We start from the raw sequence: 26,063 nt of genomic DNA on the forward strand, positions 1-26,063 counted from the left end.
CGAGCAACGAGCCGACCTCCACCAGGGACTACTCGAACTCGCCTGCAGCGTCATCTGCCTTCGACGGCTCCGCAAGTCATTCTGAAATGATCACTTAAGGGCGCCCTATTCGCGGGCGGTGGCGAGGCCCATCAGGATCTTGGTCGCGCCGATGTCGCCGGTCTCGGCACCCGGGGTGGAGTCGACCTCCATCCCGGGTGCCGAGGGCGGTCATGACAACACGTACGAAGAGCGGGTTGGGCTGGTGGGAGATGGCCGGCCCGACATCGGATCTGTTCCAGTCCGCCTGAGCGAGGGGATGTCGACGACGGCTGGTGCGAGATCCACGGTTCCCGGCACCCGGTCGGCGCCCTGAAGCCGGCCTCGGGAGCGTCCGAGGCCGGCTGCGAAGCCCCCTTTTCGGGCCCCGGCGGCGTGCTGGTGGGCGCGAACGGTGGTGGAGTCGACCGACAGCCAGTTGACGTCCCCACTGCGTCCGCCTGCGCCTGGGTGACCTTGAGCATCCGCTCGAAGGTGCCGTCCGCCGTCCACCGGCGCAAGCGGGTGTGCAGCGTGGCCCACGGCCGATACCGCTCGGCCCATATCGCTCGGACACATCCCGCCAGGCCGTCCCGGTCCGGAACGTTCACACGGTCCCGTTGAGGACCCTTCGGGCGTCCAACCGCTTCCGCCCCCGCAAGGATGCGGGCGGCAGCGGCCGGGCGAACTCACATTCGACCTCGGACCCCAGCGGCGCCTGCACTGCCTCTTCGCGGCTCAGCGGTTGTCGTCGCTGCGGCGGGCGCTGACCTTGCGGTGCTGAGGGGCTCCTTCGCCGTCTGGCCGGGCACCTTCTTCGCCGGCATGTGCGGCTTGATGCCCCGGGATGCTGGAACGCAGTGATGTAGCGGAAGGTGGCCGCGCGCTTCCTCGCCGGGTTGCCGCCGCCGGTGGAGTCGGCCAGGTACGAGGTCGTCTCCCACGGAGCACCACCGGCTCGGGCCTCGCTCGGCCCGAAAACCCTCCGATGACAGTTCTCCGCGACGATCACCGTCCGGTACGCACCCGGAGGCCTATCGGTGGCACGGCCCGGGACCTGTGTGTGCCTGACGGAACTGTCCGGGTGCGCCCGGCGTCTGTAGCTCACGCCGCCCCCACGGCTTTTCCCATGGTTTCGATCATTCTGGGAGAGTGGTTCATGAGTCGCCACAGCCTCATGCCGACGGACCCGCAGCGCTTGGGCGAGTACTGGCTGGCCGCCCGGCTGGGATCGGGTGGCCAGGGTGTGGTTTACGAGGCCTACGACAGTGCCGGCAGCCGGGTCGCGGTGAAGGTGCTGCACTGGGACGCCGCTTCGGGTGCAGCGGCCCGGCGTCGGTTCGCCAGGGAGGTGACTGCGACACAGCGGGTGGCCTCGTTCTGTACGGCTAGGGTGCTGGCCGCTGCGCCCGAGGCCGAAAGCCCCTACATCGTCAGCGAGTTCGTGCCCGGCCCCGACCTGAGGGCAGCGGTGGGGGCCTCAGGTCCCCTCCGTGGCGATGATCTCGTTCGGCTGGCGACGGGGGTGGCCACCGCGCTGGCCGCGATTCATCAGGCCGGGGTGGTGCACCGGGATCTCAAGCCCGGCAATGTGCTGCTCGGCCCGGACGGCCCTCGGGTGATCGACTTCGGTATCGCCCGTACCCCCGAGATGACGCTGACCGAGACCGGTGTGGTCATGGGTACCTTCGGCTATATGGCTCCCGAGACCCTGCGGGGGCGGCGAGCCGGCACCGCGGCGGACGTGTTTGCGTGGGGAGCGGTGGTGCTGTTCGCCGCGACCGGACGGGAGCCGTTCCGGGGGGCGAACATCGGGGAGGTGGTGGTCCGCGCCCTGGAGCACGAGCCCGACCTGAGCGTCCTGCCCGATCCGTTGCGGTCGCTGGTGCGTGAGGCACTGGCCAAGCGGCCCGAGAACCGGCCCGATGCGGCTGCGATCCTGCTGCGTCTGCTCGGCGGCGGCTATGACGATCAGCAGGCGCTGCGGGCCGGGGCCGGGGCCGCAGCGCTGGTCCGTGCCCCGGCCGGTGCGGCGGCGGCAACCGTACCGTCGCTGGGTGAGGCGGCCACGGCCGCCTACGACGCCCTGCCGGCCACCGTTCAGGCCAGTGCACGCGAGGTCTGGCTCCGACTGGTCGTCCCGGGCAGCGCACCGGACGGATCCCACGACAGTGTGCGCACCGCCGAGGAATCCGAGCTGCTGTCCGGGCGGCCCGCGGGCGAGCAAGCCGCCGTACGGGAGGTGATCGCCGGGTTCACCGGCGCAGGCGTCCTGGTCCATGAGGCAGCAGCCGTCAGGCCGGTCAGCGCGGCCGTGCTGCGGGCTTGGCCGCTGCTGCGGGAATGGGTGGAGGCCGACCGCGAAGGGCTGCGCCTGCACCGACGGTTGGGTGAGGCCGCCCGGGTCTGGCACCAGCACAGTCACCGACCCGACGATCTGGACCGCGGTACCGCCCTGCGCAACGCGCTGGACTGGGCCGCCACCGCCCCCGGTTGGCTACGGCCGAATCCGATGGAGAGCCAGTTCCTCATCGCCAGCCGCGCCGCGGACACCCGCCGGCTGCGCCGCCGCCGGACGACACTGCTCGGCACCGGCTGTCTGCTGGTCGTTCTGGCCCTGGTGTTCGCGGCCCTGTGGCGGAAGTCCGTGAACGAGGAGCGGCTGGCCGAGCGACAGCACAGGGTGGCGACGGCGAAGGGACTCGTGTTCCGCGCGGAGTCCCTGCAGGAGTCCGACCTCACCACCGCGTTGCGGCTCGGCGTTTCGGCACAGACCCTCGACGCGACGCCGGAGAGCCGTTCCGGGCTCGTCTCCAGCCTCCTCCGGTTCCATGACGCCCTCTATCTGGACGGACGCACTGGAGCCGTGACGAGTTCGCGTCGCGCGGTGCCCAGTCACACCGTCGACGAGGTCGCGTTCAGCACGGACGGCCACACCGTCGCGACCGGCGACACCGACGGGTCGTTCGCCCTGTGGGACGTCAGGAACCGGTCGCGACCGGTACGTATGTCCCGCACAGCCGGGAAGGCCGGTGCCCTACGGGCGTTGGCCTTCGGTCCGGGTGGCGCGCTGCTCGCCACCGGCGGTGACGACGGCACGGTGCGTCTGTGGGACACCCGGCATCCCGCCCGGCCGCACGAGCTGGCGGAACTACCCGGTCACGGTCGCGTCGAGACTGTGGCTGTCGGCCCCGACGGACGGACGCTGCTGGCCGGCACGGACGGGCGGTACGCCGTCCTGTGGGACATCAGCGCCCCCAGCGGTCCCCGGCAGCTCGGCCGGCTCGAAGGCGGCGGTGCGGGCCCCGTTCACGGCGTCGCCTATTCCACCGACAGCCGTACCGTGGTCATCGACGGGGCCGGTGACGCTCCGTATGTCTACGACGTCTCGAAGCCGGAACAGCCCCGGCAACGGGGCTTCATCCCCGGTAACGTCGTCACCGCCGTCCTGTCCGTGGCCTTCGCTCCCGACGGGCACACGGTCGCCACCGCCTACGACAACGGCGATGTGATGCTGTGGGACCTGCGACGGGCCCTGGACGAGAACGACCAGAGTTCCCTGGCCACGATCACCGTGCACTCGGGGCCGGTGCGCGACGTGGCCTTCAGTCATGACGGCGAGACCCTGGCGACGGCCGGACAGGACGGCGTGGTGATCCTGTGGGACGTGACCAAACCGGCGCACCCGCAACGCCTGGCCTCGTTCACAGGTCACGGCGCGGGGGTGCGTTCGGTCGACTTCAGTCCCGACGACCAGACCGTCGTCAGTGGTGGCGAGGACGGAGTGGCCGCATTGTGGGACGGCACACCGCGGATCACCGGCCACGCCACCACCGTGCTCACCCAGCCCCAGGGCGAGGTGAAGACCGTCGCGTTCGGCCCGTCGGGACGGGCCCTCGCCCTCTATCAGGCATACGACACGGCCACGGCGGAACTGCGGGACGTGAGCGTACCGACCCGGCCCCGGCACCTGGCGGACCTCGACGTCGAGACGACCTGGATCGTGTCCGCCGCGTTCTCCCCCGACGGCCGGCTGCTGGCGCTGGGTACGGGCGACCGCGAGACCCAGTTGTGGAACACCTCCGATCCGGCCCGGCCGGAACGACTCGCCCGGCTGAAGGGTTTGAAGGGTGTGGTCTCCTCGGTGGTGTTCCAGCCGCACGGACACATGCTCGCCACCGCCACCGAGGAAGGCACGGACGGGGACCACTCCGCCATCCTGTGGGACATCGCGAACCCTCGCGCCCCACGGCGGCTCGCGACACTGCCCGATGGTCCTGTGAACTCCCTCTCCTGCACGCCGGACGGACGAGCCATCGTGACGACGGCGTTCAACAAGGCATACATCTGGGACGTCTCCTCGCCGGCGCACCCCCGTCGGCTGGCCGTCTTCGACGGTGACCCGGAATCCATGGCGGCGTCGGCCGTCAGCCCTGATGGGCACATGGTCGCCGTCGCGGAGAGTGCGAAGCAGCGGGTGGTGCTGTACGACATCGAGAACCGCGCCCGGCCCCGTCGGCTCGCGACCCTGCCGAGCACCGCCACTTCGGGCACCAGTGCCATCGCATTCAGCCCTACCGCCACGGTGTTGGCCATGGGCGACTGGGACGGCTCGATCGTCCTGTGGGACATCACGGAGCGCACCGCTCCGCGTCGGCTCACGGAGCTGTCCGGTATCCGGTCGATGGTCACCGGTCTCTCCTTCGCCCGGGACGGCCGTCACCTCGCGGCCACGGAGTGGGGCGCCCGGGTGGCTGCCGGCCGGGGTGTGGTGTGGGACGTCGGCCGTATCGGCGCGATCGTCACACGCCCCGTCGAGCGCGCGTGCGCCCTTGCCGGCCGGGGCCTCAACACGAAGGAATGGTTGCGCTACACGGACGGTCTGCCCTTCCGGGCCACCTGCACCGCCCGTTGAGGACACACGGCTGGTGGTGGCGCGTCACCCAGCACCCATCTCGGCCCGGTGGGCGACGGCCGTCGGCCTGCTGGTGGACATGCCGACGCGCCGATACGTCGATGAGACGCAACTGCTCGTTCCGCGCGGCGGCTGCTGCGGCGGCGGGGCGGTCCGACGTGTTGGCCGCACCAAAGAGAGGTCCACCGGTCGGTGAGCTGAGCAAGACATGGCTGGTGTGCTCCCCGCAGCTGCGGGGCGGCCCCGCGCGAGTCAGCCCGGGTTGTCGGTGCCCTCAGGGGATGCGGATTCGTCGAGCGCGGCGCGAGCTGCCCCGGCGAAGGCGCTGATACGTTCGGAGACCATGGTGACCTCGACGGCGTGCCGCTCCACGAGCTTCACGTTCAGGTCGGCAGCGCCTACAGAGTCCCGCCATGCGAGCAGCGTTGTGTGCATGGAATGAAGCGCGGTCTTCACGCCATTGGCCGCCTGCTCCACAGCATCGGGTCCCTCGACGGCCAGCGCGGCCCAATTCGCCTGCAGGGTCCCCATCTTCACCTGCGCGACGTTCAGTTGACGATCGGCCTCCTCGGTGTCCGTGTCGCCCACCAAGGCACGCGCAGCGTACTTGAGAGCATTGTGGGTTTCATGAGCCGGTGCGAGGAACGCGCTGTATGCCTCGCGTCGTGCCTGCCTGCGCCAGTGCGCATGGTCGACCTTGGCTTGGGCGCGTATCTGCTGCCGGTTCGACCACCCGGATACGGCTGAAGTGGAGACGGCCCCAAGGACCCCGATCACCGCTCCCAGCAGTGCTGAAATACCCTGATCCACAGAAGGATTGTGCACACCATCACTCATGATCACTCGACGTGACGAAGCGCTACTAGGCCGTGCCCGCTTGGCTGGGCGAGCGCCGTTTGATGTCGATCGCCCAGCTGCTGGCCCCCGCTGGGGCTAGAGTCTGCGCCGAACGGCCTTGGGGGGTCCTGTGCTCATCAGACACGTGGCGGTCACCGTCACTGCCATCTGCGTACTCACCACCACCAGCTGCGGCACCGGCCACAGCGGCGACCACAGCTCTAGTCCCATCGTCCCGGCGATGGCCGCCAGCCTGCCCCACACCCTCGTGGGAAGCGACTACAACTCCGTCACGCTCCTCGAGACCCAGACGCAGAACGGCATCATCACGGGCACTCTCGACGAGACCGAGGTGAAGTACAACAGCCCTGAGCACCAGCGCGCCGCCGTCACTGGAACACTGAAGGAGACCCAGGTCACCCTCACCGCGAAGTTCACCCTGGGCAGTACGGTCATCAACGGCACTCTGAACGGCGACACCCTTACCCTCCAGGTGCCGCAGTCCAACGGGCAGATCGAGGACTACACGCTTCGGCCGGGCAGCGTCGACGACTACAACCAGCGCGTCGCCGGACTCGAATCCGATGACAGCCCCAGCCCGACAACCCAGCCCTCCAAGTTCTACTGAATCCTGTCGGCCGGCCGAGTGGGAACTCTGGCGAGGCCGTGACTGTGCGCTTCCGTGTCGGTTGGCACGCCCGTGAAAACGATGAAGGAAGCGGTCGAGGAAGCGCGCCTGGACGAAGGCGTGTACTGCCTCTACCTCACTGGAGATCAGGCTCGCGCGACGCTGCGCGCCCTGACCGAGGGTGCTGGGGATGATCCTGATGCCACTGCCGCCCGCGCCCGGCTTCAGCAACTGCTCGAGCCGTGACAGCCTCGGCAGCGGACTGAGGAGGAGGACCGACTCGCGAGGCAGCAGAAGTTGTCGTTGTACGACCTTCCGGACGCTGAGGCGTTGCAGGCCTTTGCGGCGCCCGGACGGCGAAGGCGCCGGTTGAACCAGAGAGACTGATCGGCGCCCAGTGTGTCCTGGCCGAGTTCCCTGCGCGTCGAGGGCATCACAGGGTGCCGGCGGAGGGCGAACGGGCTGCTGGCCCAGGACGGCGCCCTCACCCTCCGAAGGAGTGGCGCTCTGGGATTGCGGCACAGCGGTGCGATCCCCGTCAGGCGGCTGAGGAACAGCGAACCGAAGGACGGCGGCCCCGCCCGTGAAAAACGAGGCGCCACTGCGCGCGCCCCAGCCCGGCGTAGCCGCAGCTCAGCGGCGCTGAGCAGTCTTCTGTGGGAGGACTTCGCGGCTGCCCGGCCAGGGGCGACCCGTCAGATCGCCAGCGCCGCGCGCACCATGTTCCACATCACGCGCTCCGCCGCCTCCTCCTCGTCCTGATCGACGCGGACGCTGTCCCAGCCCAAGCTCTCGGCATAACGCAGGACCCCGGACAGTGTCTCGTGATCGTCGGTGCCGCGCGGGCCCTCGAAGGGAGAGTGCAGGACCGGCGACAATGACTGCCGCACCCAGCGGGCCACAGTGGCCTCGTCCCCTTCGGGCATCCACGAGTAGTAGGGCTTCCGCCCGAGTGCGCCCAGCGCCTCCTTGAGCCCCTCGAACTCCGGGCCGGGACGCGGACCGGCTGCGCGGTCGAGGGCGTCGGCGAATTCGGATAGCAGCGCGAGGTCCGCCTCGGCCACCTCAATGGCAGCCAGGTGCACCACCTTCCCACCGTCGGGGCCCACCAGCAGCAGCATGTTGGGCGGGTACTCCTCCGTCCCGTCCACCAGCTGCTCCGTCCCCTCGGGCAGTGCGCTGCGCACCTGCCAGTACGCCTCGAAGACGTCCTCGATGGGCGCGCCGGGGATCGGCACCCCCTCGCTGTGCTGGTAACCCACCAGCACCCCCTCATGGTCCAAGACCATGTCCATTCGGAGCCTCAGGAGCAGACCGTCCAGCTCGTACAGGCCGGCCAAGGCGTCTTGTACCAGGGGCAACAGCAACGTTCGGGTGGAGGCGAGGCGCGGCGGCAATTGCGGGCCGCCAGCTTGGGTGCGGTCGTTTGCCCGCATCGCCTCGGTGTACCGCGCGCCGGTGGCCCGGCTCTGCGCTCGGATCTCCCGCGTGCGCTTCCGCGACTTCCTGGGCTGACCCAAAGGCATGACTGACTCCGTACAGCAGCGCGCCCCACGCACACGCCGCTCTGAAGGCAGGCAGGTTCAGGCGCACGATGCGTCGAAGGACGGCTTGGCCTACCAACGAAGACCCCGGCGTGAGCGGGAACCCCCTTCAGCGGTCGGCGGTCGTGGCCGCCTGGCTGACAGCATACCGGCCCGGCGACAGCAACACGACAGGTCAGATGTCGGCCTCGGACAGATGAGGCCCCGGGGGAGTGGACCGCTACACACCTGGCGGCAGCGGTACGAACACACCTCGCAAGTACGCCGGAAAAGCTGAGGGAAGACGCCAAGACGATTCGCTTCCGACGGATGACCCTGTGTCAAGACAACTGTCCGCACTCATACGGTCCACCACTCGCAGGCTGTTCCGGCCCGCGCTGCTGTCCCTCGCATCACCGGCCCTGAGGAGGGAAGGAACGGATTGGGGCGTGAGGCTGCGGGTGCAGTGGGCCCTGTTCCGGTTGCACAGTGACCACGAAGAGGGCCCCCATGGCCTTCCGTGCCGTACACGAGCAGTGGGGAACGGTCTTCGCGCATGTGTCGGATCTCGGGTGTGAGCATGCGTGGGCGGACATCTGGCAGGTACGACCGCCCGCGCCGTTGACATGCGCCGAATGTCGGCACCCAGTCAGGGCGAAGGTCTCGCCGACCGGGCTGCGGTTCTTCGCCCATGCCCCGGGCGCCCCGGAGTGTGCGGCCACCGGAGAGCCGATGGCCCATCACCTCCTCAAGCTGGAGCTCGCGGCGGCGGCCCGAGCCACGAGCGCGAACGCAGAGCTGGAGGTTCGCGGTCCCGAAGGCGCATGGCGGGCGGACGTCATGGTGAGCGACCCGGGCGGGACATGGCGGACAGCACGGGGAGGCGCAGCTATCGCCCATCACACGGGACATCATCGCGGCCCGCACGGAGCGGATGCGCGCGGACGACGTTCGGTCGGTCTGGTTCGGCGACCGGCCGCGGACACCGTGGCTGGGGCTGGTCCCGTCAGCGCGCCTGGTGACCAACGAGGGCGGCGGCCTCGTTGTAGCGGAGGGACTGGCGCGGTTCGCTGCGAGCTTTTGGGTGGCAGGACCGCAGGTGCCGCTGGCGGAGTTTCTAGGGTGGGTGTTTGCACATCGCGTCATCCCTCACTGTCGGATCGTGCAACGCACGCGATGCTTGCCGGAACCGTTACGTACGGTCTGGACAGCCCCACAGTACGTCCGCGCGGAGGCGGCCTACCGGCGCAACGGGACCGCCGGGAACAGGCACAGTGGGCGTCGACGCGGCATCAGGACGCGATTCAGGCCGTGCTACATCGTCAGGCCGCACTGAAGAAACTGACCGTGGCGTTTGTCCACCAAGAAGCCGGCGCTTATCCCAAGGCTGCGAAGGCTGGCGCACTCGAGTTCGCCATGGGGATTCCCGTGTACGTCCGAGGTGCGCCGTACGGAGTGATCTGCCCGGTAGCGAGCCGCATCCCCGCCCTCCGGAATCACCTCGCCCCGCTTGTTCGTCGCCTCCGAAAGCGAGCGACAGCCAACCGAGGGGTACGTGCTTTCAGCCGATGCCCGGAGCGCATCGCTGCACAAGCTCTCCCCGGCCAGCGGATCGAGGTGCTGGACGGCCACCAAACGGCACCACCTGGCGCTCCGCAGCAGGAGCAACCGGACCCCTTCAGGCCGGTCCCCGAGTAGGGCCTGCTCTCCTGCTAGCCATGGCTGAATGCGTCGCGTGGGCCAGAGATGCAGCGAGGACCCGGATTCGACATGCCACCGGCACGCCTCAGAGCCTTGTGTCCACGGACGTCAGCCCGTACGGGTGAGCGGTCAGTTGTTCTCCTGCTGGGCGCACAGCTCATCTCCCTGTCCGGTATGACTATTGATTCCTGATTTGGTCGATTGACTGTGTGCTCAGCGCCAGAGAAGGTTCGACGCCTGTCGTAGGGTCGGGGCATGTCCCCTGCCGCGGTTGAGCTGCGCGAGTTCACTCTCGCTGACGGCTCCTTTCTCATGTCGTGGATTCCGGGTCCGGTCGAACTGCTCACCTGGGCCGGTCCTTCGTTCACCTGGCCGTTGGACGAGCCTCAGATCGCCGCGTATGCGGCCGAGTCCGCAGCGCCGGGACGATGGAGTTGGATGGGCGTCGACTCTCAGACCGGGCAAGTGGTGGGCCATGCCTCGGTGCGCGTGGACGCCAAAGGTGGCGCAGGGCGACTGGGGCGGGTGCTGATTGCCCCGGAGGCCCGTGGCCGTGGGCTGGGCGCTGGCATGTTGAAAGAAGTGCTGGCGGTCGCCCTCGACCTCCGGGGCCTGCAACGCGTGGAACTCGGGGTGTTCAGCCATAACGCCAGCGCGGTCCGCCTCTATGAACGGCTCGGTTTCCAGGTAGAGCGTGTACTGCCCGACGTGGAGCAAGTGGAGGGGCGGTCCTGGTCGGTGCTGCAGATGTCCCTGGCCTGCGCGGACTGGGCGTCCGCTCGCGGGCAGCAGAGGGAGGATGATGGTGGGCCTGTGGCGCAACATCATGAGGCAAGCGGAATGACGCCCTGACCGCTGGTGGCCTGGGTCAGCCGCAGCGAGGAGCCCTCGGTCAGGACGATGTGCGCGTGGTGCAGGAGCCGGTCGACGGGGGCGGTGGCCAACGTCTTCGGCATGATCGAATCGAATCCTGAGGGATGAAGGTTCGAGGTCACGATCACTGACCGACGTTCATTTGCCGCGTCGATCACGCGGTAGAACGCCTCCGCGGCGGCCTGTCCTGAGGGCAGCATGCCGATGTCGTCGACCACGATGAGGTCGCACCTGGTGATCTTCGCGATGGCCTTGGAGACCGTGTTGTCGACGGTCGCCCGCCCGAGGTGGGCGGTCAGTGATTCGAGGGTGAACCAGGCGACCTTCATGCCCTGGTCGATGGCCTTGTTCGCGAGTGCTTCGGCCAGGTGGCTCTTGCCCGTGCCGCTGGGCCCGGCGACCGCCAAGTTCTCCGCCCGAGTGACCCATTCCAGCGTCATGAGTGCGTGCTGGGTCGGGACCGGGATGGAGGATTCGCTCTCCCTCCAGGAGCCGAAGGTCTTGCCCGAGGGCAGCTGGGCGAGCCGGCGGTGGTTGCGGCGAGTGGCCTCGTCTCGGCCCTTGATCTCCTCCTCCAGAAGAATCCGGACGACCTCGGCCGGGTCCCAGCGTTGCGATCTGGCGGTCGCGAGGACCTCGGGGGCGGCTCTGCGCAGATACGGAAACCGCATCCGCTTGAGCACCGCTTCCAGCTCGGTCGGGATCGGCGGAGCCGGCGGGGGCGGAGGAACCGGTGCCGGCGCCGGTGCGGGGACGACTTCTGCGGGGTCCATCACGGGAGTGGTCATCATCAACTTCTCTTCTGGCTGCGGTTGGTGAAGGTCCGGTCCAGGGCCGCAACGCGGCCCTGGACCGGGAGATCACCGGCATCGTCACCCTCCACTCCCGTCTTGTCGGTGACGTGTTCTTCCACCCCGCCGCCTCGGCAACCCAGGCGATCTGCGCCTGACAACCGCACCCTGGGCCGCCGCGCCCGGCCGCTGTTCCGGCGCTGCGGTCACCGACCCCGGGGGCGGGGTGACCACCGCCCTGCCCCCCGGGCCGCCGCGCAGTCCCAATCCCCACAGCATGTGCACCCACGACGTTTGAGTAGTCGCTATGACCGCTACGCTCCGCGCCCACCGCGCCCGCAATGCCCGCTCGCCCCGCTACGCCGACCGCCGTCCCCGCCCGACCGGCCCGCGCTCAACGAACCGCACCGTCGGCGCTACCCGCTCCCGTCTCGCCCGCTCGCGTACGTCCGTGCTGCGCCGTGCCGCGCCGTGGCTCAAGACGCGTTTGATGCGGGGGGAGTGGCGGCACCGCGTGCAGCAGGCCGCCATCCGGCGCGGGGCATGGCGGTGGCGACGGCATGGCGCTGCGGCGCGTACGGCCGTGCCGTCCCCTTCCCCACGCCCGACCGCTCGATGCTGCCCCGCGAGGAACGCATCGGCCTGCCCCGGCGCAAAGGATCACCGTCGGGCCGTGCTGCGGTGGTTGCGTGTCGTGCCCCGCCTCCGGCCATGGTCGGTCCAGCGGCCCGGAGGGAGCGGTGACCACCCCTTCCCACCCCCTTCGGGCCGCCCCAATCCCCGGCCACGCCCGGCACGGCCCCCACACGCTCACCCTGGAACCGGCCTCGTCGGTGAGGATCTTCTCCAGGAAGGCCACGAACTGCGAAGCGCTCTCCAGGCGACTGATGTCCTGCATGGCCTGCTGGGCGATCAGTGCAGGTCGACGGCGAGGGCGTGCACGCGGCGGCCCCACGCGAGTTTCTTCGCCCCCCTAGGCCCTGCGGAGGCCGAGTGTCACCGAACACCCTGTCGCGGAAGGCTCTTTGAGTGCGCATCCGCATGGTCCAGGTCCGTCAGGAGCCTTTCCATGTCGGTCATGAGCGAGCCGTAGACGTGCCACGCACCGGGCTTGGTGAGGGTGCCCCCGCCGATCAGGCTGGTCATGGTGTCGTGCCATGCCGATGCCCCGTCCATCGCTCGCCGTAGACGTTTACGGCGTATCACGTCGGGTGAACCGGCCGGGCCGGTCCGCTGGACGAACTCTTGGACGGCCGCTCCCGCCAACTGCAGCGTCTCGGCATAGCGGTCGAGGAACTGGTGGCCCAGGTGGTGATCGGTGTGGTGGTCGTGGGCATTGTCGGCAAGAGTCCGTGCGATGCCGCGTACCTGCAGGGAGACGCCACACAGTGCCCTGAATGCCTCGCTCGAGGGCACTTCCCTGCGGCGGGCATGGGCGACGCAGCGGGTGTTCCAATGCAGGCTTTCGTGGGCCTGGCGCACCTGCTCCTGCGCCTGGGCGAGGCGCTCGTCCAGGCTGCGTGCGCGGTGAAGCCAGCCGTGAGCCCTGGAAGCGAGCTGTCGGCCTTCCAGACCGGCCCCCATGTCGCGCAGCAGTGACCCCATGGCGTCGGCGAGTTCGCGTACGGCGGAGTCGGACTCGTCGAGATACAGCGGAGGCAGCAGCAGAGCGTTCACGGCAATGCCCACAACCGCTCCAGTGAGGGTCTGCAGGATGGGGGCCACGACACCGCCCAGGGGATCGGTCGCCGTGGCGGCCAGCGCGATGACCGCGGTCGAGGCGATCTGCAGCCGGTCATCGGCCGTGCGGCGGGGGCCCGCCAGCGCCGCGAGGAGGGCGATGACCGCCGCGGCGCCCGCGGTCGGCCCCAGCAGCCGAGTGGCCCCGAGCGCGAGGGCCAGGCCCGCGATCCGTGCCACTACGTTGTGCACCGCCTTCGTCACGGACTGGTGCACGGTGGACGCGTTGACCATCAGCAGAGCCGTGGCCACTGCCAGGAACGGGCGCCCCGCCGCAGCCCACGGCGCCGCGGCACCCCACGCGAGCAGGGCCGCGATCAGCGTCTTGGCCCCGTGCACCGCATGGCCGGGGCGCCGGGCGGACCGGCGTAGGACGGGCCCTGCCAGGCGTGACACCCTCGCGGGAACCAGTCGCGGCAGAGTGGTTGAAAGTTGCACGATGTCGAGGGTGGCACGTTCTCCTGTCATGGGCCTCGTGATGTCCGACACGGCCGCGTCGCCAGTGCGAAGGGCGGGTGCGATCCGGGCACGGTGGGCGCCGCCCTCCGCCCTGGATCGGGCCGTCGAGGTGACGTTCCCCACGGTAATGGTTTATTGTTCAACTACTTGCCTCGTGCATAGCCTTCATCCCGCCGTCACCACGGCAGGATCCACAGCTCGTCGTCCCCCAACGACGCGCTGCACAGGAAGGCATGATGATGACCAAGCTCATACGGCGTACGGCGACCATGGGTGTCTCCGCTGTCCTCGCGGGAGCCGCCCTCCTGGCCGCCGGCGGCTCCGCCGTCGCGGCCCCCGACCACCTCGACGCACGCACTCCGGCTCACGTCGCCGTAGTCGTGGATGCCAAGGCCCACACCGCCCACCACAACCACGGCGCCACCCGTCCCGACCCCTGGATCGCCGGGCAGCTGACGATGGTCGACCCCTGGATCGCCGGCCAGCTGACGATGGTCGACCCCTGGATCTCCGACCAGCTGGCACTGTTTACGGCTCGCGCTTGAGAGCGTCCCGCGCGAGGCAGCGGCGCACGGGAGAGGCCGACAAGAAGGCAACGATGCCGCGCATGACGGCCTCGCGGGACAGTTCGGGGGTAGTCCAGCGGGACAACGGCGTGCCGGTCTCGGCGGGCAGTTGACAGGCTAGGGCCTTGACCTGGGCGGCCTGCGGCGGGGTCAAGGAGGGCGGGCGTCCGGTGCGCCACCAATGGCACGCCCAGGACCCCGTCAACCTCGCCCTGTCAGTCGCCAACACCTGCCTCTACGGCATCGTCCACGCCGCCCTGCTCGCCCTGGGCTGTTCCCCCGCCCTCGGCTTCGTCCACACAGGCACCCAGCACGCCTTCGTCTACGACATCGCCGTCAAGCCGGCATTTTGCGCGCAGGCGTCAACTACGCCCCCGAAAGCGACAACTAATGCCGTCCATGGTCGTCATCGCCACCACCGCCGTCCCCGACCAGCTGCGCGGCGCCCTCAGCCGCTGGACCAGCGAAGTAGTTCCCGGCATCTTCGTCGGCAGCGTCTCCGCTCGTGTCCGCGACGAACTCTGGAACGCCGTCACCGAAACCGTTACTGACGGCGCCGCCCTCCTCATCCACCCCGCCCCCACTGAACAGGGCTACGCTCTCCGCACCGCCAGCACACGCCGTCGCGTCCCCGTCGACTTCGAAGGCCTTACCCTCATCTGCATGACAGGACCACCGACGGCAAAGGCATCGCAAAGCGACTCCTGAGTCGCAGGTCAGGAAGTATCTTCCCCGCCGACGCGGGGGTGCTCCGCGCAGATCCCTCGAACCTGAACCCGAGCCTGCGTCTTCCCCGCCGACGCGGGGGTGCTCCGCTCACGGACGACCGCTTCTTCGACACCTACTCCGAGGCCGTGCACACCAGCGCCTCACCATCACGCAGGCCGCCCGAGCCGGCGATCACCTGGTACGTTCGCTGAAGGCTTGAAGGGGCAGCCGCCGTCCAACGACCGCTGCCCCCCGCTTCTCCGCTGGCTGGGGCCGCGGCGACCTCGACTTCACCCCGGTACAGCCCGGCCTGATCATCGAGTACCTCGCGGACACAGCGGTCGACGACGGCCGGTGCACCCTGTGCGGTACGTCCGTGTCCGCAGCGACCTCGCTGTGGATGATGTGCCACTCGTCCAAGACTGACGTCGCCAACCAGCGTCTCGTCCGGACGCCCACGGCAAACGCCGTACCGCCTGGTCTGGGCCTATTACCTGTTTGTGGGGGGCAGCGAGGGGCATACGTGACTTACCGCGCAAGGCGGATACATAGGCAACCACGGCAGGAGGCGCGTCTGCCATGTCGGCTGGTGAGAAGGCCAAGGCCAAGGCCGAGCAGGCCAAGGGAAAGCTTAAGAGGGCCACGGGGCGGGCTGCCCTAGATGACCCGATGGTCGCAGAGGGCCAGGCGGAAAAGGCCAAAGGTGATGCACGTCAGGCCAAGGAGAAGATCAAGGACATGTTCAAGCGCTGACCTCTAGCGCCGGAGGGCTGGGCCTTCACCCGACCACAGGGGTTGGAGGCCCTTCCCGGTACTCAAGCTGTCGCGAGATCGCCCGGACTGCCTTGAGGGCGGGCCCGTCGCTCTGAAATTCACGGCTGACAGCGCGAGCAGGGGGCACCCCCGCCGACGAGTGCCTGGCGCACCGTGGTCTCGTCGGTGCCGCGGCTGCGCTTCCCAGCGTTCCAGCACCCGCCGCGGTGGATATACACCGCGTGATCGCTGTTGAGCCCGAGCTCGAGCAGCCACTCGGGCGCCGCCGGCCGAGCCACTTCGTCCTGCTGCCGCTCCTCCCCGCGTCGCCCCTCGTCGACGGTCCACCGGTCGGTGTCGGCGGGCTGGCGTCCAGCCTGTGGGATTTGGGCTCGCGCACCCGCGACTCCTCCTGTCTTGCCCTGTAAATCGAACGCGTGCTCCATTCCGGGTGTGCGCCGGGTAGACCAGCTCACCGACACCCAGGAGCGCATCCTAAGTCGCGGCAGATGAGCGAGCGGACGGCGAAGATCGTCCTGCTCGTCACCGCGTGCGGTGTGATGTGGGGTCTCGTGGCCGCGTTCCCGTGGATCGCCTACGTCATCGCGGGCATCCTGGGCACGCTGGCATGGCAGAAGGCGCACAGCTGGATTGCCGCTCGGCGGGGAAGCGCCGAGGGCTCCGAGGTCGGCCCCGGGGATCTGTCGACGTCCAGGCAGATCTGGCAGGTCGAGGTCATGCGGGACAACGATCGAAGTTGACGGCGCTGGGGCCCGGGGCTGGGGTCGCCAGCACGCTTGACCCCACCAGCGCGTTACAACAACATCACACGAGGCACACGCACGTGCTGCAAGCAGGCATGATTCCCCGTCAGCAGCACATTCAGATCATGGGGGGACCATGAGCGCACCCGCACGTCCTACGGCACAAGCAGTCTCGCGCCGCCCGGGATGCGCCATCCTCGCCTTCATCGGCGCCGTGCTACTGCTCATCAACGAATACCCCCTGGGCGCCGTCCTGTTGCTCTTCATCACCGGCGTGTATTTGGTGGTTGACCAGCACAAGGCGAAGCAGGCCGTCGAACTGCACCGCATCCGTTCGCTGCAATCCACGGAAATCACCGGCTACCACGCCATGAGTCCAGGTGAGTTTGAGCGTGCGGTCGCCTTCCTCTGCGAGCGGGACGGGTGCGCGGATGTGCGGGTCATCGGCGGCGCGGGCGACCTTGGCGCGGACGTCATCGCGACGGCCCCGGATGGGCGGGGGATCGTGATCCAGTGCAAGCGGTACGGGCCAACGACGAAGGTCGGTTCGCCGGATCTGCAGCGGTTCGGTGGGACCTGCTACAGCGTCCACCGGGCGCACGTGGCGGCGATCGTGACGACATCGGTGTTCACGAGGCCGGCAGTCAACTACGGCACGGCGCAGGGAATCCGGCTCGTCGACAACGGTGCGCTGGCAGGGTGGGCGACGCGGACCGGTCCGACCCCGTGGATGTGACGGCATGACCGACCAGCTACTTCACATCGGCGGCCGAAGTATCCAGGTCACAGCTGCTGCCCACTGGGTCACCCGCTACTTCGACGAGTACGCAAACCGGCAGGCGGCGGCCATCCGGAGCGATGGTGTGTACGCGTGGCCCGCTTACGACCGCCTCAACACCGGGAGCGGTCCGAATGAAGTCAACGACGGTGACTTCCTCGCCCCAGGCATGCTCAACGCCGGACCGTCGATCACCGGCATGTACTCGCTCCACACGGTCCGCAGCACTCTGGAACGAGCGCTGGCGGCGGTCCCTGTCGATCTCAGCCTGGAAACGGCAGTCGAGCAGGGCCTGCACCGTCAGCTGCTCGGCGACCTCGTCCGAGTCCTCGATCCCTATGGAGCGCTGCCTGACGTGCAGCTCACCACCTTGTCGAAGATCCTTCACCGCAAGCGGCCGCTACTGGTCCCCCTGTTCGACGACAACGTCCGCGGCTGCTATTGGACGACGAGGCCGACTCCGGGGTACCCCATGCATCGAGTGCGACACCGCCCGGATGCAGAGTTCTTCCCGCTCCTGGCAGAACATATCGCCCACGACCTCACGGGCCAGGCGGAGCTGTGGCGACAGCTGACAACACTCGTACCGACGGATGTGACCCCACTGCGCCTCCTCGACGCGATCGCCTGGGGGCTCGGCGGACATCACGCTAAGTGACGAGTTCCGCGGCTGTCCAACATTCCGACTGCAATGCCTGACCGAGGGCACACTGATGCCAGGCCCCGCCGTCGCCCCCCGTCGACGGCGGGGCTCAACTCATGACGGCAGCGGTTGTCCCGGTTGCTGCGCGGTCTCCTCGAGCTTGCCGTATGAGTCCAGCGCCCACCGGGCTCCACTGTCGTCGGTGAAGTACTGACTCGGCCGGTTGTTGTGCACAGCAGCCGCTGAATAGCGCTGTGACAGAAAGTCGCCTCGCCGCTGCGCAGCAGTTCGGACTCATGGGGCAGAGTAGAGACGCCCCGGGGCGAGCGGGACGGGCGCTCCTTCAGCGGGGCGCTGGGCCCGACTCAGCAGACCGGACCGGCGGCCGGGGCGCGGCACGGTTATTCACCGCTCGCCACCGATCTGTGCGGGCAGCATCATGGGCAGCGGGTCGCGCTGCACGAGCTGCTGCTCCAGGCTCTCGACGCACTCCTCGCGCGTGTCTGCCTGCACGGAGCACCGGATCGCCATGAGCCAGTGTGGCGGGCAGGTTGGGCAGGGGTTACCGGTTCGAGCGGATCCAAGTACGGATCAGTGACGGTGCCTTCACGTCACCTTCACGTGGGCGCATGATGCGTGCACGCACCAACGAGCCTTGGGCGGACCATGAGCGACACCACGCAACCGCCTGTATTTCCGCCGCCGCTCCCACCCGAGCCGCCGACGCCCGCAAAGAAGAACCGCACCAACCTGGTCATCATCGGCGCCGCCACCGCGGTGATCGCAGCAGTGATCGGGACCGGTACCGTCGTCGTCAACTCACAGGATCATGGCGGCAAGCAGGACAGCAAAGCCGGCGCAGCACCGTCGGTCAAGGCGACCGCCGCCAGCGAGCCGGACCCCACGCCGACGTACGTCGATGTCGACGAGAACAGCTTCACGATCGAGTTGAAGACCACGAAACGCCAGTGCTTCGGCTCCGCGGGCTGCAACCTCACGGTCGAGCCGCGCCTGACCTACCTGGGTGACGACGGGAGCATCGACCCGGACGCGGTGTACGAAATCACCTATGAGATCCACGGTGACGAGTCCGGTCCGGTCATCGAGACGGCCGAGCTGACGGACCAGACCAGCCTGAACTACACGCCCTCCGTGATCAGCACCACTTCGGCGGCGACGAAGGTCTCCGTGGAGATCACGGACGTCGAGGCACAGGGGAGTTGAGGCCTTCGTACGGCAGGCCCCGCTCCGGCGCCCGGGCGGGCTCTTCGTCATGCGGTGGGGTGGTGGGTTGGAAGCTCGTCCTCGCTCCACCGGCCGAGAGTTTCGTCCTCCGAATAGAAGCAAGTGATGCGGGACATCGCGGGGAAGGCCGGGTTCCCCATGGAGGACGGCCGGCTCATCCTGGCCCTGGAGCCGGAAGCGGCAGCTCACTACGCCTCGGACGGCGCAAGCCTGTTGGAGCCCGGCAGCCGGTTCGTGGTGATGGACTGCGGCGGAGGCACCGTAGACCTCACCGCCAGGGACTGGCCTGGGCGGCGGCCAGCTCGGTGGCCGCCGCCCCGCCCGGCGCAGCGCCCCGGAAGAACCGGAGGGTAAGGCGGTCCTGGCTGCAGTGGGCAAATCCCGCCTCGACCCATTGGCATCGCAAGCCGCGGTTGAGCAGCTGCGCCCTCGACTCCCGGCTCAGTACAGACAGGACCGCCAGCGCATTGGGGCTCGAGCTCGTGCCTGGCGCATCTCTCGACGAGGAGTTGCAGGAAGCCTGGCCATTCGTGTGACAGTACGCTGCCCGGCCAGTTCGTGATCGCTCCCGCTTACCTTGTAGCCGAGCAAGTCTTCAGCCGGCAGAGGGTCTGTACCGACCTCTCCCTCACTGGCTGATGCAGACGCCTATCTGCAGGGCGAACTCAGACGTGCTCCTGCGCCAGATCGAGCGGGCCAAGCGCAACGGCTCGGCGTCCGACCCAAGCGTATGGGGAGCGATCATGTGGAGAGGGCGACATGGTGCAGGATCTGCGTAGCCGTCGGCCCTCCCGTGGGGGAGGCCGGGGGGCGTGGCCCCGCCCAGGTGACAGCGCACGGGCGCGGTCAGGGGGCGGGGCCTCTGTCTGGGGAGGGCAAGAGGATTACCGCGGTCACAGGATGACACTGGATTCGGCCACGCAACAGGGTTGTGACTGGAATCGGCCGCATGGCGGGGTCAGCATTCGGCATCCGTCTTTGGGCCGATGGGGGAGCCATGGCATCTTTAGGTCGCCCCGCCGCCCGTGGAGCGCCTGTGGGGGGCCATCAGAAACGGCCTAGGCGCGTGAGCTGCACGAGGATCCGGCGGTGTACGCCGGATGCGTCCTGGCCCAGAAGCTCGACAAGGCGCGATTCCTCGAAGGCAGTGCTCTCTTCCTCAGCACGCCCGGTGTCCGCGAGGAGTTCGCCAGCCGGTTCGGCCCGCAACCCGGCGCGGCCGCGTCCGCGGCGTCGTGGCCGTACAGCTCACGGACCGCTTCCGCGCCGCCAACGTCCTGCGCGTGCGTGCGCTGGACGCGGCCGACCGGTTCCCAGTGGAACACCAGACGCTCGGCGATGTGGCCGAGGCAGCGGAGCAGGCGACTGGACGGGCGGACGCGGCCCGATGGACCTGTGCACCCAAATGGGGCGCCCACTCCCCTTGAATCACCTGATCAGAGCGCTGGTGGGCCCGCCTCGACACGGCGCAGCACGGGCAGTAGGCGGTCCAGGTCGGGACCGGTCTGGACCTGTCGCTCGTCCCACCAGGTGGCGCCGGCGTCGTGCAGCGGACCGATCACGTCCTTGGCTTTCGCCGCGTCCGCGGGCGTGGCACCACCGAGCACGAACTCGAAGGGACGCGCTGCCTCGACCGCACGGTGCTTGCGTACGTAGCCGACCAGTTCCCCCACCTCCGCCACATCCGGCACATGGCCATGCCGGGCCGTTTCGAACAGCGGCACCGCGCCGTCCCATCGCGCCGCCCGCCGCATGGGCGCTCCACGCGGCCAGAACCCGCCGATCCACACCGGCGGACCAGGCTGCTGCACGCTGCCGGGCAGCAGCGTCACGTCCCGGACCTCGTAGTGCCGACCGTGGTGGTTCACCGGCCCACCGGACCAGAAGCGCCTCAACAACTGCAGTCCCTCGTCCAGCCGCTCGGCCAGCACGCGTGGCTCGGCGGCGTCGCCGAAGCTGCGGTACTCGTCTTCGATCGGACCGCCCAGGCCGGCGGCGAAGATCACCCGGCCGCCGCTGAGGTGGTCCAAAGTGGCCACTTGACGGGCCAGTTGCTGCGGACGGTACCGGGGGACCGGCGTCAGCAGGGTGCCCAGTCGGATCCGCGAGGTCGCCAGCGCGGCGGCGGTCAGCAGCATCCAGGGATCTCCGAAGGGACGACCCTGGTGCTGTCGGTGCAGGACGTGGTCCCAGACGAAGAGCCCGTCCCAGCCCGCCTGTTCGGCGGCAGCGGCCACGGTCGCGACGTTACGGGGATCGGCGAAGTCACCGAAGTTCGGGAGGTTGACGGAGAAGCGCATCTCAGCAGCATGCGCGGGCGGCCGCGAAGTGGGCAATCAGTTTTGGAACCAGGCGGCTGCACGGCAGGCTGCGAACAGACGCAGGGTCACCCGTGTTCCATCGGGACCCACCTCGCAGGGAGTGGTACGGCGTTCCGCCGGTTCGCGGCATCGCACGGAGCCCGGGGCGCCCAGGAGCCGGACCCGGGGGCCCGGGCGCGGCGTCCGGCCGGAGTCCACACCCTGACGGCGGGCGATGCGGGCGATGCGGGCGGTGCGGGCGGTGCGGGCGGTGCGGGCGGTGCGGGCGGTGCGGGCAGACCGGGTCCGGGCAGTCACGGGCCTGCAAGGGACGTAGGCCGATCACCATGCGCCGGTGGTCGGCCACGGAGGTACGCGGGACCGTACGGAACCTGCAGGTGCGGGGGCGGACGTCGAGGCGCCCGAACCGGCGCCGCCTGGCAGCTGCGGGCCCTGGGCCGAGGACATGTCCGAGGGGACGGTACGGCCCGGCCGGCTGCGGCCCCGCCCTTCTAACTCGAACCTGCGTTGTTTCTAGAATGGCCGGGTGGAGGACATCGACGCGATCGCGGCGCTGCAGGATCCGGTCCGGCGCCGTCTGTACGAGTACGTGGTGGCCCAGGGCCGTGAGGTGGGCCGCAACGAGGCCGCCGAGGCGGCCGGGGTGGCGCGCACGCTCGCCGCGCACCACCTGGACAGGCTGACCGAGGCCGGGCTGCTGGAGAGCGGCAGCCGCCGGCTGACGGGACGCTCGGGGCCGGGAGCGGGCCGTCCCGCCAAGGTGTACACGCGGGCGCGGGCCGAACGGGCGGTGTCATTGCCGGCCCGCGACTACCGCACCGCCGCCGAACTGCTCGCCGAGGCCGCCGAGCAGGCCGGGCTCGACGCCGGGCTCTGCGCGGCCGCACGCCGCCGGGGCGAGGCCCTGCGCGGCTCGGCGGCGCCCTGCGGCAGCCTCGACGAGGCGATGGCGATGCTGGCCGCCCGCGGCTACGAGCCGCACCTGGAAGGCACCGCGGAGACCCAGGACGCCGAAAGCGCCGAGGAGACGACCGGAGAGGCCGCGGCGGTCGTGCGTATGCGCAACTGCCCCTTCCATGCCGTCTCCGAACGCTTCCCCCCGCTCGTCTGCGGCATGAATCTCGCGCTGCTGGAGGGGTTGCTGGGCACGGACGGTCCCGTCCGCGCCCGGATGGATGCCAGGCCGGGGGAGTGCTGCGTGGTGGTCGAGCCTTCTAAAAACAATATCGATTGACATAGAAATGAGCCCATGCTGGGATGTGGCCATGACTGCATCCGTGCATGCTGCCCACCTCGCCCAGCTCAACGTCGCCACGCTGCTGCACCCCCTCGAAGACCCGCGTATGGCGCCGTTCGTGGAGATGCTCGACCCGGTCAACACCGCCGCCGACGGCGCGCCCGGCTTCGTGTGGCGGCTCGTGGAGGAAGGCGCCTCCGACGCCACTGCCCTGCGCCCGGCGGGGGAGGACGTCATCGTCAACCTGACGGTGTGGGAGACCCCGGAAGCGCTGTGGGACTTCACCTACCGCAGCGGACACTTGGACGTGATGCGCCGGCGCCGCGAATGGTTCGAGCGGCACGTCGAGGCGCACCTGGTGCTCTGGTGGGTCCCCGCCGGCCACCTCCCGACCGTCGGTGAGGCCCTGGAACGGCTGGCGGACCTGCGTGCCAATGGGCCCACCCCGCGCGCGTTCACCTTCGCCTCGTCCTACACCGCGGCCGAGGCCGCCCAGCACCTTCACGCCGTGCCGCAGGAGCAGCCGTAGGCGGTGCCTGACTGGTCCTCACCGGAGCAGTGGCCGGATCTCGGGGAGGGCGGCCGGGCCGAAGGGAGGCGTACGCTCCTGGTCGTATCTGCCCTGTGAGGGCCGGGACCGCTCCGGGGGCGCCTCCGCTGACCGCGCACCTTTACGTCTTCGCGGGTTCGCTGCCAGCCTGTCGGGCGCGGTCCTGCGGGGCACCCCCGGATCGTCCCCTTTCCGCCGTTCGGTACCCTCGTGCGCCGGTACGCTGTCCGTGGAGCCGGGGGGTGCCTCTATGTCCTTCGTCAAGCGAGTCGAGGGCTTCTCGGCTGGTAGAAGGTGCCGTCGCGGAGCATGGCGAACAGGACGCTGATGCGGTGGCGGGCGAGGCGGAGGAGGGCCTGGGTGTGGGTCTTGCCGCGGGCTCGGCAGCGGTCGTAGTAGTGGCGTGAGGCGGGATCGTGGAGGGCGGCGAACGCGGAGAGGAACATCGCCCGTTTCAGCTGCCGGTTCCCGCCTCGGGGAGCGTGTTCGCCATGGATCGAGGTGCCAGACTGGCGGGTTGCCGGGGCGAGGCCGGCGTAGGAGGCCAGGTGGGCGGCGGTGGGGAAGGAGCTGCCGTCACCCACGGTGGTCAGCAGGACTGCGGCGGTCCTGACGCCGATGCCGGACATCGAGGTCAGGACCTGGGAAAGAGGGTGGGCCTCCAGCAGGGCCTCGATCCGGACTTCGAGGGCTCTGCGTTGTTCGTGGACGGCGGCCAGGGACTTCGCCAGCGAGGGGACGATCACGTCGAGGGTGCCGGTGCCGGGGACGATGACGGTCTGCTCGTCGAGCGCGGTGAAGATGTCGTCGACCAGCCGCTCGGCCATGCGTGGTGCTCTCGGGCGGACGACCTCGACCAACTTGCGGCGGCCTGCCTTGCGCAGAGCGGCCGGGGATCCGTAGCGCTCGAGGAGCCAGGTGATGGCGGGGTGGTCCAGGCGCGGGCCGAGGACGCGCTCCAGGCTGGGGTGCAACTGGGTGAGCAGGCCGCGGATGCGGTTGGAGGTGCGGTTGGCCTCGCCGGCGAGGTCCTGGTCGAAGCCGACGAGCATGGTCAGCTCGGCGGTGACCTCGTCGGTCAGGTCGAGGGTGCGCAGGGTGTGGGGCATGGTGCGGGCGGCGTCCGCGATGACCGCGGCGTCCTTGGCGTCGGTCTTTGCCTCGCCGGGGTAGAGGTCGGCGATCCGGCGCATCGCCAGTCCGGGCAGATAGGCGACCTGGCAGCCGGCCTCGCGGGCGACGGTCAGTGGGAGGGCGCCGATGGAGGCGGGCTGGTCCACGACCACCAGGACGGTGCCGAACTTGGCTGTGAGTTTGTCGAAGACGGCCCGCAGCTTCGGTTCGCTGTTCGGCAGAGGCTTGTCGAAGACCGTCTTCCCGGCCGGGGTCAGGCCGTGTCCGTGATGCGTCTGCTTGCCGACGTCCAGCCCCAGAAAGACGCCCACCCCGTCGATGCTGATCACCGTGCCCCCACATGTGTCGACGCATGCCGGCCCCAGGGTCGGGAGCCGTTCTCGCGCATCCACGTTATGCAGACCTGTCGCCCGCGAACGGCCGGGCATTGCGCCAAGCCAGGCGACGGTCGGACCTCTGATCAGCGTCTCCGACGGCACCCCTCGGACCCGGTGACACCACCCCCCAGGTCATCCGATCGACAGGGGGCAACAGTCATGCCGGGCCCGGAGGCCAGCGGCCCTCTTGCAGGACCGCGAAAAACATAACGGGGCGCACGGAGTCGGCGTGTATGCGGAGGCGTCATGGGGTCAGAGAACGACGCTCTGGCCGTGGTGTTGATCCACGGGCTCATCTCGTCACCGAAAGCCTGGAAAGACTTCGTCCGGCTGGCTGGGACCGATCCAGACCTGCGCTCGGTCAGGATCCTGCCCTTCGCGTACAGCTCGCCCAAGCTCCGGCTCAACCCACTGAGCCGGATCCCGGACCTGGACGACATCGCGGACAGCCTGCGCGGCTATCTCCGGGTGGAGGCCGCGGAGTTCGGGCGGCTGGTGCTGGTGTCCCACAGCCAGGGCGGGCTGGTCATCCAACGGCATCTCGCGCGCACACTGTCCCGGGGTGAGGGCCTGGACCTCGCCAGGATCCGACAGATCGTGCTTTTCGCCTGCCCGAACAACGGCGCCGAGCTGTTGCTGTCGCTTCGTCGTGCGTGGTTGCCCCATCACCCGCAGGACCGCGGGCTGCGTCCGCTCAACAGCCAGGTGCAGGACGCGCAGAGCCGGGTGGTCAACCAGATCATGCACGCCGAGACGGTGGCGCCGCACGAGTGCCGGATCCCGATTGCGGTCTATGCCGGCGCGAGCGACAACATCGTTCCACGCGCCTCGGCGCAGGGCGTCTTCAAGGAAGCTGGCGTGCTGCCGGGGAACCACAAGACGATCATCCGGCCGGATTCCCACGACCACCGCTCGTACACCACGTTCAAGCACCATGTCCTGTCCGCTCGGGCGGTCGTGGAAGACGCTCCCACGCTGTCGGCGGCCGCGTCCGCCACCGCCGCGGCGGTGACGGACGGTCCACGGCCCCGCCCGTCGGGGGACGCGCACGGCCTAAGGCGGCTTGCGGCGGAGTTTGGCTGGGGCGGCGAGACCGTCGAGCTGGTGGACTTCCGCAAGAACCTGGTCTCGCTGACGGGGCTCCTGGACGGCGTGCCACCCGCCGAGCGGCGGGTGCTCGGCGCGTTGCTCGACCATGGTACCGGTGCGGTGTCCCACAAGCACTGGGGTGAATGCGTCTACCGAATGCCGCTGCCGCAGCTCCAGCACGTCCTCAACATCAGTGCGGCGCGGCTGACCGAACATCTTCGTGCGCTCGAGGGTCGCGAACTCGTCAGGCGGACCGCCCAGGACGGCGAGGCGCCCGCACACGCCGAGACGGACGGCCGCCGCGACTCCATGGATGCCTACGTCATGGGCCGCCTTCGCGCGTTTTGTCACGCACGGGGAGTCGATCTCGAGGGGATGATCGCCCGCCTCGATCTCACCGCCCTTGGATGACC

21 protein-coding genes and 1 pseudogene are annotated in these 26,063 nt (G+C 69.3%); 15 read left to right on the forward strand and 7 right to left on the reverse strand.

Going from position 1 to position 26,063, the window contains the following annotated elements; genetic code table 11:
- Positions 1-1,177 precede the first annotated feature (1,177 nt).
- Positions 1,178-4,933, forward strand: a complete 3,756-nt coding sequence (locus ACIHEJ_RS38755) for a WD40 repeat domain-containing serine/threonine protein kinase (RefSeq protein ID WP_400142559.1) — start codon at positions 1,178-1,180, stop codon at positions 4,931-4,933.
- Positions 4,934-5,185: 252 nt separating this feature from the next.
- Here the strand turns inward: ACIHEJ_RS38755 and ACIHEJ_RS38760 are convergent, their stop codons facing one another.
- Positions 5,186-5,743, reverse strand: a complete 558-nt coding sequence (locus ACIHEJ_RS38760) for a hypothetical protein (RefSeq protein WP_400142560.1) — start codon at positions 5,741-5,743, stop codon at positions 5,186-5,188.
- Between the two features lie 157 nt (positions 5,744-5,900).
- Here ACIHEJ_RS38760 and ACIHEJ_RS38765 point away from each other — a divergent pair, with 157 nt between their 5' ends.
- Both ACIHEJ_RS38765 and ACIHEJ_RS38770 read left to right on the forward strand, forming a co-directional pair.
- Positions 5,901-6,398: a hypothetical protein gene (locus ACIHEJ_RS38765; protein WP_400142561.1), complete on the forward strand. Its 498-nt coding sequence runs from the start codon at positions 5,901-5,903 to the stop codon at positions 6,396-6,398.
- Positions 6,399-6,452: 54 nt separating this feature from the next.
- Positions 6,453-6,644, forward strand: a complete 192-nt coding sequence (locus ACIHEJ_RS38770; RefSeq protein ID WP_400142562.1) for a hypothetical protein — start codon at positions 6,453-6,455, stop codon at positions 6,642-6,644.
- A 449-nt stretch (positions 6,645-7,093) separates the two neighbouring features.
- Here the strand turns inward: ACIHEJ_RS38770 and ACIHEJ_RS38775 are convergent, their stop codons facing one another.
- Positions 7,094-7,924, reverse strand: a complete 831-nt coding sequence (locus ACIHEJ_RS38775) for a hypothetical protein (protein WP_400142563.1) — start codon at positions 7,922-7,924, stop codon at positions 7,094-7,096.
- A 1,953-nt stretch (positions 7,925-9,877) separates the two neighbouring features.
- Here ACIHEJ_RS38775 and ACIHEJ_RS38780 point away from each other — a divergent pair.
- The gene (locus ACIHEJ_RS38780) at positions 9,878-10,474 is read left to right on the forward strand and encodes a GNAT family N-acetyltransferase (RefSeq protein ID WP_400142564.1); all 597 of its coding nucleotides are present in this window, start codon (positions 9,878-9,880) and stop codon (positions 10,472-10,474) included.
- On the opposite strand, the gene istB is transcribed toward ACIHEJ_RS38780, so the two are convergent.
- Entirely contained in the window at positions 10,447-11,286 is an 840-nt protein-coding gene (gene istB / locus ACIHEJ_RS38785) for an IS21-like element helper ATPase IstB (protein ID WP_400142565.1), read from the reverse strand. The two genes, ACIHEJ_RS38780 and istB, sit on opposite strands and share 28 nt — an antisense overlap.
- Before the next feature lie 996 nt (positions 11,287-12,282).
- Positions 12,283-13,494 carry a hypothetical protein gene (locus ACIHEJ_RS38790; protein WP_400142566.1) on the reverse strand — a complete coding sequence of 404 codons (1,212 nt, stop codon included), beginning with the start codon at positions 13,492-13,494 and terminating at the stop codon, positions 12,283-12,285.
- Positions 13,495-13,724: 230 nt separating this feature from the next.
- Here ACIHEJ_RS38790 and ACIHEJ_RS38795 point away from each other — a divergent pair, with 230 nt between their 5' ends.
- From ACIHEJ_RS38795 to ACIHEJ_RS38810, 4 genes and pseudogenes are all read left to right on the forward strand, one after another.
- Complete coding sequence (locus tag ACIHEJ_RS38795; RefSeq protein WP_400142567.1) at positions 13,725-14,030, forward strand: hypothetical protein; 306 nt, start codon at positions 13,725-13,727, stop codon at positions 14,028-14,030.
- Positions 14,031-14,233: 203 nt separating this feature from the next.
- Positions 14,234-14,386 (forward strand): annotated as a pseudogene (locus ACIHEJ_RS38800) (CRISPR-associated endonuclease Cas1); the annotation flags it as partial.
- A 55-nt stretch (positions 14,387-14,441) separates the two neighbouring features.
- A complete protein-coding gene (gene cas2e, locus ACIHEJ_RS38805) occupies positions 14,442-14,759 on the forward strand; it encodes a type I-E CRISPR-associated endoribonuclease Cas2e (RefSeq protein ID WP_400142568.1) in 318 nt (105 codons plus the stop codon).
- A 579-nt stretch (positions 14,760-15,338) separates the two neighbouring features.
- Positions 15,339-15,512, forward strand: a complete 174-nt coding sequence (locus tag ACIHEJ_RS38810; protein ID WP_400142569.1) for a CsbD family protein — start codon at positions 15,339-15,341, stop codon at positions 15,510-15,512.
- 119 nt (positions 15,513-15,631) lie between these two features.
- Here ACIHEJ_RS38810 and ACIHEJ_RS38815 read toward each other — a convergent pair whose 3' ends face one another.
- Positions 15,632-16,006, reverse strand: coding sequence for a DUF6233 domain-containing protein (locus ACIHEJ_RS38815; RefSeq protein ID WP_400142570.1), 375 nt, complete (start codon positions 16,004-16,006; stop codon positions 15,632-15,634).
- Positions 16,007-16,021: 15 nt separating this feature from the next.
- Here ACIHEJ_RS38815 and ACIHEJ_RS38820 point away from each other — a divergent pair, with 15 nt between their 5' ends.
- The 4 genes from ACIHEJ_RS38820 (at position 16,022) to ACIHEJ_RS38835 (ending at position 18,921) form a co-directional block, all read left to right on the forward strand.
- Positions 16,022-16,273, forward strand: coding sequence for a hypothetical protein (locus ACIHEJ_RS38820; RefSeq protein ID WP_400142571.1), 252 nt, complete (start codon positions 16,022-16,024; stop codon positions 16,271-16,273).
- 139 nt (positions 16,274-16,412) lie between these two features.
- A complete protein-coding gene (locus ACIHEJ_RS38825; protein WP_400142572.1) occupies positions 16,413-17,012 on the forward strand; it encodes a restriction endonuclease in 600 nt (199 codons plus the stop codon).
- Positions 17,013-17,016: 4 nt separating this feature from the next.
- Complete coding sequence (locus ACIHEJ_RS38830; RefSeq protein WP_400142573.1) at positions 17,017-17,712, forward strand: DUF6308 family protein; 696 nt, start codon at positions 17,017-17,019, stop codon at positions 17,710-17,712.
- A 651-nt stretch (positions 17,713-18,363) separates the two neighbouring features.
- Positions 18,364-18,921, forward strand: coding sequence for a hypothetical protein (locus tag ACIHEJ_RS38835; protein WP_400142574.1), 558 nt, complete (start codon positions 18,364-18,366; stop codon positions 18,919-18,921).
- A gap of 1,457 nt (positions 18,922-20,378) precedes the next feature.
- On the opposite strand, the gene ACIHEJ_RS38840 is transcribed toward ACIHEJ_RS38835, so the two are convergent.
- A complete protein-coding gene (locus ACIHEJ_RS38840) occupies positions 20,379-21,242 on the reverse strand; it encodes an LLM class flavin-dependent oxidoreductase (RefSeq protein ID WP_400142575.1) in 864 nt (287 codons plus the stop codon).
- Between the two features lie 547 nt (positions 21,243-21,789).
- Here ACIHEJ_RS38840 and ACIHEJ_RS38845 point away from each other — a divergent pair.
- Positions 21,790-22,497 (forward strand): helix-turn-helix transcriptional regulator, encoded by a 708-nt coding sequence (locus ACIHEJ_RS38845; RefSeq protein ID WP_400142576.1) that lies wholly within the window; start codon positions 21,790-21,792, stop codon positions 22,495-22,497.
- A 31-nt stretch (positions 22,498-22,528) separates the two neighbouring features.
- Positions 22,529-23,029 carry a DUF3291 domain-containing protein gene (locus tag ACIHEJ_RS38850; RefSeq protein WP_400142577.1) on the forward strand — a complete coding sequence of 167 codons (501 nt, stop codon included), beginning with the start codon at positions 22,529-22,531 and terminating at the stop codon, positions 23,027-23,029.
- Between the two features lie 281 nt (positions 23,030-23,310).
- Here ACIHEJ_RS38850 and ACIHEJ_RS38855 read toward each other — a convergent pair whose 3' ends face one another.
- Positions 23,311-24,513: an IS110 family transposase gene (locus ACIHEJ_RS38855; RefSeq protein WP_400142578.1), complete on the reverse strand. Its 1,203-nt coding sequence runs from the start codon at positions 24,511-24,513 to the stop codon at positions 23,311-23,313.
- 294 nt (positions 24,514-24,807) lie between these two features.
- Here ACIHEJ_RS38855 and ACIHEJ_RS38860 point away from each other — a divergent pair, with 294 nt between their 5' ends.
- A complete protein-coding gene (locus tag ACIHEJ_RS38860; RefSeq protein WP_400142579.1) occupies positions 24,808-26,061 on the forward strand; it encodes an esterase/lipase family protein in 1,254 nt (417 codons plus the stop codon).
- The last annotated feature ends 2 nt before the right edge of the window (positions 26,062-26,063 follow it).

It is taken from the genome of Streptomyces sp. NPDC052301, assembly GCF_044593395.1.
Taxonomy (GTDB): Bacteria; Actinomycetota; Actinomycetes; order Streptomycetales; family Streptomycetaceae; genus Streptomyces.